The following is a 12,080-nucleotide window of genomic DNA, read 5'->3' as shown; positions in this document are numbered from 1 at the left end:
AAAAAAATCTCCCACATTGCTGCGGGAGATTTTATATGGTACTTTTAATTAGTGTTCAGCTTTTGGAGCTTCTTTAGCTTCGGCAGGTTTTGCAGTTGCTGTACTGTCTGTTTTTGGAGCTTCGGCTTCGTGCTTTTCTGCAGTTGCCTCTTCTGTATGCATTGTGGCAGCTTCGTGACCATGACCTTCACCTTGAGGATCGTCTGAATATCTTTCTGCTCCTTCTTCAAGTTTCAAGGTATTTTTGTTCCCTCCGGCCTGAATTTTCTTACAGCTTACAGCAACAGTAGCAAGAGCTAAACATATAACTAATTTTTTCATATGTAAAATTTATTTTTTTAAGATCAGCAGAATCATTTTGCATAGATTAACAAACACGATTCTTATTAATTTTTAATTGTCCAAAATTAAGGATTCCTATTTTTTTCGGCAACATTTTTATACTGATTTTAGTATAATTTTTCCTTTTTTGGATTGTGTAAAAATAAGATAATTTTCTCCACCGTCCTTCAGATTGTATTTCTTCTTAATTTCTTCAGGTTTTAGAGGATAATTTTTTGAAATGATATTGAACTGACTTTTCTTAACAATCTGTTTAGCTTCAATAACTTCCATCTCTAAAATCCTTCCTGGAAAATCAGTTATCTTTTGATTTGACGTGTAAAGATGTGTATTCGGATGTAATTTTTTTAATCTGAATTTTTCTGAGATTACATTAAAAATTCCGACTTTTAAAATCGAATTATTGGGAATGTAGATGTATCTTTCTGGTTCACCAAACTCTGCAACAGTAGTTTCTTCATCTCCAAATGTGAATGTAAACATCGATTCTTCACTTTCAAGGTTTACACAATGACAGATAATTTTGTCTGAATTTTGGTTTGACAGAAATACGACGACTTCTTTGACATCGTTTTTCAAGGCAATAATATCAATCCTGAAAATGTTTGATAAAACCGATACCAAATATTTCAGATCAATTAATGGTGAAAGTTTTATAACAACTTCTGCTGAAATCGACAATAATTTTTCCTGAATTTCAAGAATATTAGGCGAAAGATCTTCCAAAAGGAAAACTTTATTCTTATGATTGTCTCTTCGCGCCGGATCAAGATAGATGACATCGTAAGTTTCTTTATTTTCATTTAAAAAATCTTCGAGGTTCTGGTTGACAAACTTTGCTTTCCTTCCTAAAACGCTCCAATTGTGTTCAACAATTGCCAGAAGTTCAGCATTTTGTTCCACCAAAGTTATTTCTTCGAAATTTTCTGATAAATAATAGGCATCAATTCCAAAGCCGCTGGTTAAATCGATGAACTTCTTACCTTTTAAGATCTCAGATTTGTACAATGCTGTTTTTTCGGAGGAAGACTGTTCTAAATTCAGTTGTGGCGGAAAAATAATTCCTTCTTTCAGCAGAAACGGAAATTTCTTCTGTGCAACCTGTCTTCCTTTGATCTGCTGAACAATTTCCTGTATAGAAACTTCCGGAAACGGGGATTTTTTTAATAACAAAGAATGCAAATCTGCGTTTAGATTTGCATTGATAAATTGCTGAATTTCCTGATATAAAATTTCTTTTTTCAAAGTTTTTTATCTTTTATAAAAAATGTAATCCGCTAAAATAGGAGTAATTCCATTTTTTTTCAATAAAGAATTGATTTGTCCTCTGTGATAAGTGGAATGATTAATTGCCTGAAAAAGCATTTCTAAAACTGTGTTTTCAAACTTTTTTCCTCTTGAATTCTGATATTCTATTTTTTGATCCGGATCAAATTTCTGAACAATTTCAAGACTTTTATTAAAGTTTTGCTGATTAATCCCATTTAAATTTTCAAAAGGATTAATCTGCCAAACCTCAAAAGATTTTTCATTTAAAATCCGGGAATTCCAAATTTGTTGGGCATTTAAAGTATGATTGATAAGACTGATTGTTTTTTCATCAACCTTTTCAAGATTTTCAGAAATAATTTTAATCATTTCTTTGTTGAAATGATAAGTATATTCGAATAAATCAACTAATTTTTCTTTCATACTAAGTTACAAATCAGATTCTTTTTTGAACAGCATTGTATCTGGTGATAATGGATCTATCTTTTCAGGATTTTTTTGCTCAGTGTCCATATAAAATAGAATTTCATCTTTTTTAGTGAATTCAATAAGTCCTTTATTAAATTCTCCACTAATAAGTTCATCCCCATTTTTAAAATAAATAATTAAAGTAATTTTAAATGGTTTTTTAGAGAAATCTACTTTATATTTTATCTGACCAACTTTTCCTTTAAAATCACCTTCAGGAATAATAAAATTTTTCCCGTCAATATTATCACTTCCGAAGTTAAATGATATGAATCCATCTGGATAAAACGTCACAAAACCTTTTTCACCCTGATCCACTCCCATCCATTTTCCATATAAATCTTTTTCGACTTGTGAAAAACATAACCCGAAAAGCATCAAAAAGAAAATTAATAAACTTTTTTTCATGATATTTTCAAAAATTATTCAAACATTTCCGCCCAGCGAACGGATTTAATTTCTTTTTCGTTATAAAGTTCCTCAATAGACTTTTTAACGTCTAATTTCGGGTATAAATTAACGCCGATCAGCTTTATTTTTCCTTCTTCCACCCACTTCTGCTCTTCAATGGCGTGATCGTAGATTTTTTTCTGAACAGTTCCCTGCTTCAAAAGCTCGAGATAACCTCCGTTCTCCTCTATTTCCACAAAAAATGCCCAAGATTTTTCCGCGATCTGCCGAGTAATATCTTCTACATAATAACTTCCGTTAGATGCATCTTCAAAAACATTGATGATGCTTTCATACGCAAGAACAATTTGCTGTTTGAAAGAAATTTCTTCTGAATTTTCGGTACTTTTTTCTACCAGATAATTATTGCTGAAAACGGCATCTGCACCGCCGATCATGGCTGCAGCCAGTTCAAGAGTAGAGCGGATCAGGTTGTTTTCATTATCGGAAACGGCTTTATTTCTCAGGGAAGTTTCTGCAAAAATGTAGGGAATTTCGTCAAGATCGTATTCTTTTGACAATTGATTGAAAACTATTTTAAAGGCTCTCAGTTTTGCCATTTCGAAGAAATAGTTTCCACCAACTGCTATTCTGAAGATGAGTTTGTTTACAATTTCTGAACCATAGATTTCTACAAGTTCTTTTGTTTTTGCCAAAGCAATTCCTAATTGCTGAACAATAGAGGCTCCAGCGTTCTGATGAAGGGAAATATCTATACAAATATTTCTTCTGAACTGTTTTGCGAGTAATTCTTTGACCAACTGATCGTTAATTACAGCTTGTTTTTCATCAAAAACATCAATTAGTGAAAAGTACTGATCCTGTTCTTCGGGACTGATGTGTCCCGCCAACTCTTCATTGTTTATGAAAATTGTTTTCTGCTCGAGATTTTCTACATTTTGGTCTAAAATAAATGCAAAAACGTCTTCTTCTAAACTTTCATGATATTTTGCTACCAAATGGGTGCTTTCTTCAATTTTCGGCAGATTTACCAATGGTTCCTGCACAGAATCGTAGAAAGGTTTCACCACAATTCCTTCCAGATTTTCTTTGGTAAGGATTGGATAAATATCGTCTGTTTTAAGCTGTTTTTTTACTAAATTTTCCCAGGCTGTATTTGACATAGTTTTTGTATGAATTTGTGAATGGTCAATAGTCAATCCGATTTTATTCATCAATTTTTACTTGATTATAATCCTAACGCAAAGGTTTTTCAATGATGATAAATGACGAAAAATCATTTTTTAAAATCTACTTGCGAAGCAAAATTCATTATTGACAATTCATTAAAAAAAATTATTTTTTCGCGTTTGCGCTGTCAACTACCAGAATAAAAATTTCTTCATCCGGCTTTTTCATGAAGTAGTTTTCTCTTGCGTATTTTTCTTTTTCAGATTTGTTGTTCATCAGCTTTTTATAAAACGCATCGTTCTTTTCGTATTCGGTTTTATAGTATTGAAGCTGTTCTTCGTATTTGCTGATTTCGCCGTTCAGTTCATTGATGACAAGAAAGGAAGTTTTATCAAAGAAAATCATCCATACCAGAAACAGACAGATTGTAATGGTATATTTATTCAAAAAATATTTCTGAATAAGTTTGAATGTTTCAGACTTGGGCTGAATGTCTTTAATAAGCTTATTATCTTTCATTTCTAGTGTTTTCTCAACGAGTTTTTAATAACGGTGGTTAAAAAATCTATCGCAACGGAATTCTGTCTCATATTCGGGATGATAAGATCCGCTTCATTTTTGGAAGGTTCAATAAATTCCTGATGCATCGGCTTCAAAGTTGTCTGATAACGGTGTAATACTTCGTTAAGATCTCTTCCTCTTTCCTGTGTATCTCTTCTGATCCTCCTGATAAGCCTTTCGTCCGAATCTGCATGTACAAAAACTTTAAGATCAAATTCCTTCAATAATTCCTTGTTGGTAAGAACAAGGATACCTTCTACTACCAATACATTTTTAGGTTCTACGGTAACGTGATCTCCTGTTCTTCCATGCGTTACAAAGCTGTAAATCGGCTGCTCGATTGATTCGTTATTTTTTAAAGCTTTTACATGTTTTATCAGAAGGTCAAAATCGATGGATTTGGGATGGTCATAATTTAAGGCTTCTCTTTCTGCCAATGTAAGATTATGATTATCATGATAATAGTTATCCTGTGAAAGGATGTTCATTCCTTCGATATCAAGCTGCTGAATGATCTTATCAACAACCGTAGTTTTGCCGGAGCCTGTACCTCCTGCAATTCCTATTACAAGCATTGTTTTTGTTTCTTTATAGTTTTTACAAATATACTATTTTACTTGAATGCAAATAAATATTAAAAGCTGAAATTGTTCAGAAAAAATACTGTACAAAAACACAGGATCATAAATTCCCCTTTTAGCTTATGGCTTCTAATGAATTGATAATTGATTGCTCTCATAAAAAAAGCTCCGATGATGGTCGGAGCTGATCAATTTTATACGATTTCGCTTGTTAATTCCCTTGATAGCAGTTTTTCATGCATAGGTTTCAAAAGATCCATTGAGCCTGTTTTTACCGTGCATTTCCCTTTAAAATGGACGAGAATTGTACATTGCTCGGCTTGCTCTAAGGTGTGTTTGCAAATCTCGATCAGACAATCAATAACATAATCAAATGTGTGAACGTCATCGTTATGCAAAACCAATTTATAGACTTCATCGGTCTCATCCAATACTAGAACTTCTTCTTCGTACTGACGTTTCGGATCTTCGTAATCTTTTATGCTGTTATAAAAAATCATTTTTACATGGTTTACAATAGATTAAACTTCTCCTATTTTTTCGGCAAGATCACTAATGCTGTTGGGTTCTTCATATACCAGCTCTACCATTTCAACACTCTTATTGTTCATTTTAAGAATCTTGAAATGATAATTTTCCAGATCAAATTCCTGATTTTCTTCCGGAATGTCGGCTAAAGCGTGAAGAATAAAGCCTGCTAATGTATTGTATTCACTTTCTTCGGAAAGCGGCAGTTTTTTAGGAATGAATTCATTGATTTCGTCCAAAGGCTGTGTTGCCTGAACCCAGTATGTATTTTCTCCGATCTTGTCTACAATTTTTTCTTCATCGTCTTCTTCATCCTGAATTTCTCCTACAAGCTCCTCCAAAATATCTTCAAGAGTAATGATTCCTTCTGTTCCTCCGAATTCATCAATAACAATCGCCAAATGCTGTTTTTTCTGCTGGAAAATTTTCAGTAAGTCTGAAATCTTTTTACTTCCCACCACGAAAAATGCATCACGCATCAGTTCTTTCAGATCATCATGATTCAGTTCGCCTTTTCTTTTTACAAATTCTCTGATGATTTCTTTAGTGTACAAAACACCAATCACGTTATCAATAGAATTTTCGTAGACCGGAATACGGGAATATCCGCTTTCCATGATTTTATTGATTATTTCATTAATATCTTCTTCAAAATCGATGGAAGTAATGTTCTGACGCGGAACCATGATCTGTTTTGCAGAATGATCTGTAAAATCAAATGCATTTTTAATGATCTCATAATTTTCCTCTTCAATTTCTCCGCTGTCGGCAGATTGTTTTACCAAAAGCTGAAGTTCTTCTGTAGAGTGAATTTCATGCTCAGAAGCCGGATGAATCTTTACGAGTCTTAAAAAGGTATTCGACATTAAATTCATCAACCAGATAAAAGGCTTGAAAACCGTATAAAAAACTCTCAACGGAATTGCAGTCGCCATTGTAGTAGATTCTGATTTTCTGATGGCAATGGATTTCGGAATAAGCTCTCCGAAAACAATGTGCATGATCGTAATCAGTACAAAACTTGTAATCACCGAAATGGAAGTGATGGTTGCCTGACTAAGATCAATACTAAGCGAATGGAAAATATTTTCTACAATATGGTGTAACGCGCTTTCTCCTACCCAACCTAAAGCCAGGGAAGCCAACGTGATACCAAGCTGTGTAGCCGAAAGATATTCATCAAGATGCTTGATGATATGCTCTGCCTGTTTTGCCATAGAATTCCCTTCTGCGGCTTTTATCTGAATCTGTGAATAACGAACTTTAACAATTGAAAATTCTGCGGCTACGAAAAAGCCATTAAGTAAAACAAGTAATAAGGCCAGCAAAAGCCTGACTATGTCCGAGTCCATTTAGAAATTATATAAATTTAGTTCTACAAATATATACAAAATAAAAATAACAAAAAAAGCATCGTGATCTACGATGCTTTAATATTGTGTTAAAATAATTCTTTACGAATTTTTCAAGGCTTCTGCTCCGGAAACGATCTCTAAGATTTCGTTTGTAATGGCAGCCTGTCTTGCTTTGTTGTAGAAAATTACCAAATCGTTTTTCAAAGCCTGAGCGTTGTCTGTTGCTTTGTGCATCGCCGTCATTCTCGCTCCGTGTTCAGAAGCTACTGAATCAAGGATTGCTTTGAAAACCTGAGTCTTGATTGACTTAGGAATAAGGTTATCTAAGATTTCTTCTCTGTTTGGCTCAAAAATATAATCTGTTTCTACCTGAGATTCTGTATTTTCAGGCATTGAGATCGGAAGAAGCTGTTCTGTAGTTACTTCCTGAGTGGCAGCATTAACGAATTTATTATAAATTAAATAAACTTCATCAAATTTACCTTCTTTGAAGCTGCCCATTACTGCTTCTGCAATATGAGCTACCGCATCGAAGTTCAGGTTATCATACACAGCACTTTCGTTTGCATACACCGTACGCGTTCTTCTTACAGCATCAAAAGCTTTTTTACCAACAGAAAGAACTTCCACCTCGTATTGAGATTTGTTTTGAAACTGTGCATTCAGTTCCTTAACGATGGAAGAGTTAAAAGCTCCGGCAAGACCTCTGTTTGAAGTAATAGCGATGAAAAGTATTCTTTTTACTTCTCTTTTCTGAGCGTAAACAGAAATCTGATCAGGATCTGAACTGGAATTTACATTCTGGATAAGTTCCTGTAATTTCTCAGAATAAGGTCTTAACATTACGATTGCATCCTGTGCTTTTTTAAGTTTCGCAGCGGAAACCATTTTCATAGCACGGGTAATTTGCATCGTAGATGAAATTGACGTAATTCTGCCTCGTATTTCTTTTAAGTTTGCCATATTGGGTTAGTTGTTGGTTGTCGGTTGTTGGTTGCTAGTTTTAGAAAATTCTGTCAACTATCAACCAAAAACCATCAACTAATTTTTAGTTATATTTTGCAGCTAGATCGTTAGCAGCCTGCTTAAGAACACTTGTAATTGAATCATCAATTTTTCCTGCTTTAATGGCAGCCATTGTATCCGGATGCTTAGATCTTAGGAACTCGATGTATTCTATCTGGAATTCTTTTACTTTTCTGATAGGAACGTTTCTCAATAAGTTTTCTGTTCCTGCATAGATCATTGCAACTTGGCTGTCTACCGGAAGTGGAGAGTTTACCGGCTGCTTAAGGATTTCCACGTTTCTTTCCCCTTTAGAGATTACCGCTAATGTAGCAGCATCAAGGTCTGAACCGAACTTAGCAAACGCTTCTAATTCTTTATACTGAGCCTGGTCTAATTTAAGTGTTCCAGAAACTTTTTTCATTGATTTGATCTGAGCGTTACCTCCTACTCTGGATACAGAGATACCTACGTTAATCGCAGGACGAACCCCTGAGTTGAATAGATCAGACTCCAAGAAGATCTGTCCGTCTGTAATAGAGATTACGTTGGTAGGAATATATGCAGAAACGTCACCCGCTTGAGTTTCAATGATTGGAAGTGCCGTTAATGAACCACCACCTTTTACGATTGGTCTTAAAGACTCAGGTAAATCGTTCATCTGTCTTGCGATATTGTCATCCGCGATTACTTTCGCAGCTCTTTCCAATAATCTTGAGTGAAGGTAGAAAACGTCTCCAGGATATGCCTCACGACCCGGTGGTCTTCTTAAAAGTAAAGAAAGCTCACGGTAAGCAACTGCCTGTTTAGATAAATCATCATAAACGATCAAAGCTGGTCTTCCGGTGTCTCTGAAGAACTCACCGATCGCCGCTCCTGCCATTGCAGAATATACCTGCATAGGAACCGGATCCGATGCGTTAGCCGCAACGATTACCGTGTATGCCAAAGCTCCCTTATCAGAAAGTGTTTTAACGATTTGTGCTACAGTAGACGCTTTCTGTCCGATAGCAACATATATACAATATACAGGGTTACCTGCATCAAAGAATTCTTTTTGGTTGATGATCGTATCGATCGCAACAGTAGTTTTACCTGTCTGTCTGTCACCGATGATAAGCTCTCTCTGTCCTCTTCCTACAGGGATCATAGAGTCGATTGCAACGATACCTGACTGTAAAGGTTCAGTTACCGGCTGTCTGTAAATAACTCCGGGAGCTTTTCTTTCCAATGGCATTTCATATAAATCCCCAGTAATAGGACCTTTACCATCGATAGGGTTACCAAGAGTATCCACTACTCTTCCTAACATTCCTTCTCCTACTTTAATAGAAGAGATTCTGTTTGTTCTTCTTACTGTATCTCCTTCTTTTACTAATTTACTTTCACCAAGTAGTGCAACACCTACGTTGTCTTCTTCAAGGTTTAGTACAATACCTTCTACATCACTAGAAAATTTCACCAACTCTCCGTATTGTACGTTTTCTAACCCGTATACACGAGCAATACCATCACCGATGGTTAAAACTGTACCTACTTCCTCAACGTTTGATTGAGTATCGAAGTTGGCCAATTGCTGTTTTAAGATCGCAGATACTTCTGCCGGATTTATTTCTGCCATTGTATGGTTGTTTTTTTCTTAATTTAAATGAAAATCTTTTTTAATACTGTTAAGTTTAGACTTCACAGAAGCATCTATTTGCTGGTCTCCAACTCTTAAAATATAACCTCCTAAAATTTCAGGCTTTATATTCAACTGCAAATCAAAGTTTGCAGCGGTGTTAACAAGATTGGAATTTCTTAAAATTTCCTCAAGGTTTTCTTTTGAAAGCTGCGTCGCAGTAGTTACCGTTACCCTCTGTACTCCATTGATATCTTCAACTTTGTTGATAAACTCCTGAGCAATATTCTTCAACTGGTTTTCACGACCGTGCTTGATTACCAAAGTAATCAGGTTCTTTGAAGAAACGGATAAACCTTTGAAAATTTCGTTTGCTACTTCTACTTTCTTTTTAGAATCGATGTAAGGTGTCATGAAAAATTTATTTAAGTCCGCAGACTCTTTCATGATCTTTACTACATCTTTCATTTCAGAAAATACAGTAGCCGTTTGACCTGATTCGTTGGTGAAGTCAAGTAAACCTTGTGCGTATCTTTTAGCTACTTTCGATGTAAGCATTCTTAGTTAAGGTTTGATTTGTTTAAATAATTTTGAACTAATTCGTTTTGAGCTTCGCTATTGTCTAACTTCTGCTTCAGGATAGATTCTGCGATGTTTACAGATAAAGTACCAATCTGAGTTTTGATGTCTGCCATTGCAGCATTTTTCTCAGCATTGATGGTTTGCTTAGCTGCTTCAATCATTTTATCTCCTTCTACTTTAGCAACATCTTTAGCTTCACCTACGATTTTATCTCTGATTTCTCTTGCTTCTTTAAGGATGGCATCTCTTTCGATTTTAGCCTCACGAATAATTCTTTCGTTATCCTCTTTTAAAGTTTCCATCTCTTTTCTTGCCAAAGTAGCCTGATTAAGAGCGTCAACAATAGAAGTTTCTCTATCATTAATAGATTTTAAAATAGGTTTCCAAGCGAATTTACCTAACAAGAATAACAATGCCAGAAAGATAACAGACTGGATAATAAATAATCCTGATGAAAACTGATGAATTAATTCCATTATATAAATGTATAAATAATTATTACTTTTTTTCTTAAATAACCACTACCTGTAACCAACCGTTACGGATAGTGGTTTAATTTTAATTAGTTTACCGCGAATAGAGCAGCAAACGCAACACCTTCTACAAGTGCAGCTGCGATAAGCATAGCTGTTTGGATTTTTCCAGATTGCTCAGGTTGTCTAGCGATAGCTTCAAGAGCAGCAGCTCCGATTTTACCAAGACCGATACCTACACCTAGTACTACGATACCAGCACCTACAATTTTAGGGATTTCCATAATATATAATTTTAAAAAATTTGTTTCTGATAATTATTTTAAACTTTCAAATTAGTGAGCAGCGTGGTGTTCATGCTCATGCTCCTGTACTGCCATTCCAATGAACAAAGCAGATAACATTGTAAAAATATAAGCTTGTAAGAATGCAACCAACACTTCTAACAAATAAATTACTAATGTTAAGAAAGGGAATGCAACTCCTGCCACTACATTTTTAAATACATAGATTAATCCGATCAAACTCATTACTACAATGTGTCCAGCAGTCATGTTGGCAAAAAGTCGGATCATTAAAGCGAAAGGCTTCGTAATTGTTCCTAATAATTCGATAGGCAACATGATTAATTTCATTGGAACCGGAACTCCAGGCATCCAGAAGATATGTTTCCAATAATCTTTATTAGCAGAGAATGTAGTTATTAAATAAGTAAGGATTGCCAGGAAGAATGTCATTGTAATATTACCTGTAACATTAATTCCGAAAGGCATCAATCCTAATACGTTAAGGAATAAGATAAAGAAGAAGACAGTTAATAAATAACCCATAAATCTCTTATACTTATGTCCGATATTAGGGATAGCTACTTCGTCTCTTACAAAAATAACTAAAGGCTCTAAAAATCTTGCCGCACCTGTAGGAACTGCTGATTTTTTATATGATCTAGCCATTCCGGTGAATAGCAACAACATAAATACTGCTGTTAATAAGATAATAAGTACACTTTTAGTAATTGATAAATCTAAAACTTTTTCTGATGTTACGTGACCTTCTTCATCTTCCGCCAAATTTCCTTGTTCATCAGTCTTATAAATTTTTTCGTGATGCAGTTTATAATAAGAACCATCTACTTCTGTAGTTTCTCCATGCATAAACCCTTCCTTAGCATTACTCATAAAAGCATGAAAACCGTTATCGTAAAAAATAACCGGAAGAGGAAAACCTATATGGTGACCTTCTTTATCCACCATCAATGTAAAATCGTGAGCATCCAACAAGTGATGATCGATATACTCCTTATTTTCTTTACTTACTTTATCTTTCTCAGAAAGCTCTGTAGTAGCAGAACCTGCCTCAGCTTTAGCTTCACCATGCTGTGCAGATACTAAGTTTAATACAAAAATACTGTAGAATAAAACTGCGAATTTCTTAAACATTGATAGGTTTTTTTCGTTGTGCAAAAATATAATAATTTTTCTAGTTTCAATAAATATTTTTACTGTTTTTTATCATGATTAATGAGCTTAATGGCATAATACGTAAGCAGTGTTGTCAGGACAAAATACGGCAATATAAAATGAAATTTATATCCTTGAATAACTTCAAAGTTCAGTTTTTTTCTAATTAAATACATTAATCCGAATTTCAAAAGAATTAATCCAATCACAGACAATCCTAAAAACTCCGGTGCCACTCTATTTATTAAAACAAT

General features: G+C 34.6%; 15 protein-coding genes. All 15 read right to left on the bottom strand.

Annotated features, from left to right (window positions below; translation table 11 throughout):
* Positions 1-48 precede the first annotated feature (48 nt).
* The 15 genes from QWT87_RS16215 to atpB all read right to left on the bottom strand — a co-directional run bounded on the left by QWT87_RS16215 (position 49) and on the right by atpB (position 11,805).
* On the bottom strand, positions 49-321 hold the full coding sequence (locus tag QWT87_RS16215) for a hypothetical protein (RefSeq protein ID WP_108410379.1): 273 nt from the start codon (positions 319-321) through the stop codon (positions 49-51).
* A gap of 117 nt (positions 322-438) precedes the next feature.
* A complete protein-coding gene (locus QWT87_RS16210; protein ID WP_302717268.1) occupies positions 439-1,587 on the bottom strand; it encodes a THUMP-like domain-containing protein in 1,149 nt (382 codons plus the stop codon).
* A gap of 6 nt (positions 1,588-1,593) precedes the next feature.
* Positions 1,594-2,034 (bottom strand): DinB family protein, encoded by a 441-nt coding sequence (locus QWT87_RS16205; RefSeq protein WP_302717266.1) that lies wholly within the window; start codon positions 2,032-2,034, stop codon positions 1,594-1,596.
* Positions 2,035-2,040: 6 nt separating this feature from the next.
* A complete protein-coding gene (locus QWT87_RS16200; RefSeq protein WP_273077072.1) occupies positions 2,041-2,487 on the bottom strand; it encodes a hypothetical protein in 447 nt (148 codons plus the stop codon).
* Between the two features lie 14 nt (positions 2,488-2,501).
* Positions 2,502-3,653: a methylmalonyl-CoA mutase family protein gene (locus QWT87_RS16195; protein WP_302717263.1), complete on the bottom strand. Its 1,152-nt coding sequence runs from the start codon at positions 3,651-3,653 to the stop codon at positions 2,502-2,504.
* A 172-nt stretch (positions 3,654-3,825) separates the two neighbouring features.
* Entirely contained in the window at positions 3,826-4,179 is a 354-nt protein-coding gene (locus tag QWT87_RS16190) for an FtsB family cell division protein (protein ID WP_087710363.1), read from the bottom strand.
* Between the two features lie 2 nt (positions 4,180-4,181).
* The gene (gene udk, locus QWT87_RS16185) at positions 4,182-4,796 is read right to left on the bottom strand and encodes a uridine kinase (protein ID WP_076390068.1); all 615 of its coding nucleotides are present in this window, start codon (positions 4,794-4,796) and stop codon (positions 4,182-4,184) included.
* Between the two features lie 200 nt (positions 4,797-4,996).
* A complete protein-coding gene (locus tag QWT87_RS16180; protein ID WP_087710365.1) occupies positions 4,997-5,302 on the bottom strand; it encodes an ATP-dependent Clp protease adaptor ClpS in 306 nt (101 codons plus the stop codon).
* 21 nt (positions 5,303-5,323) lie between these two features.
* Positions 5,324-6,682 carry a hemolysin family protein gene (locus QWT87_RS16175; RefSeq protein WP_302717259.1) on the bottom strand — a complete coding sequence of 453 codons (1,359 nt, stop codon included), beginning with the start codon at positions 6,680-6,682 and terminating at the stop codon, positions 5,324-5,326.
* A gap of 102 nt (positions 6,683-6,784) precedes the next feature.
* On the bottom strand, positions 6,785-7,648 hold the full coding sequence (gene atpG, locus QWT87_RS16170; RefSeq protein ID WP_076390064.1) for an ATP synthase F1 subunit gamma: 864 nt from the start codon (positions 7,646-7,648) through the stop codon (positions 6,785-6,787).
* 85 nt (positions 7,649-7,733) lie between these two features.
* Entirely contained in the window at positions 7,734-9,311 is a 1,578-nt protein-coding gene (atpA, locus tag QWT87_RS16165; protein ID WP_076390063.1) for a F0F1 ATP synthase subunit alpha, read from the bottom strand.
* A gap of 18 nt (positions 9,312-9,329) precedes the next feature.
* On the bottom strand, positions 9,330-9,869 hold the full coding sequence (atpH, locus tag QWT87_RS16160) for an ATP synthase F1 subunit delta (protein WP_302717255.1): 540 nt from the start codon (positions 9,867-9,869) through the stop codon (positions 9,330-9,332).
* Positions 9,870-9,871: 2 nt separating this feature from the next.
* The gene (locus QWT87_RS16155; protein WP_108409973.1) at positions 9,872-10,369 is read right to left on the bottom strand and encodes a F0F1 ATP synthase subunit B; all 498 of its coding nucleotides are present in this window, start codon (positions 10,367-10,369) and stop codon (positions 9,872-9,874) included.
* Positions 10,370-10,455: 86 nt separating this feature from the next.
* The gene (gene atpE, locus QWT87_RS16150; protein WP_002979108.1) at positions 10,456-10,650 is read right to left on the bottom strand and encodes an ATP synthase F0 subunit C; all 195 of its coding nucleotides are present in this window, start codon (positions 10,648-10,650) and stop codon (positions 10,456-10,458) included.
* Between the two features lie 51 nt (positions 10,651-10,701).
* The gene (atpB, locus tag QWT87_RS16145) at positions 10,702-11,805 is read right to left on the bottom strand and encodes a F0F1 ATP synthase subunit A (protein ID WP_302717226.1); all 1,104 of its coding nucleotides are present in this window, start codon (positions 11,803-11,805) and stop codon (positions 10,702-10,704) included.
* Positions 11,806-12,080: the final 275 nt, after the last annotated feature.

It is taken from the genome of Chryseobacterium urinae, from assembly GCF_030518295.1.
Taxonomy (GTDB): Bacteria; Bacteroidota; Bacteroidia; order Flavobacteriales; family Weeksellaceae; genus Chryseobacterium; species Chryseobacterium mucoviscidosis.
The sequence above is the reverse complement of the archived record's forward strand: the minus strand, read 5'-3'. Positions and strand labels throughout refer to the sequence as shown.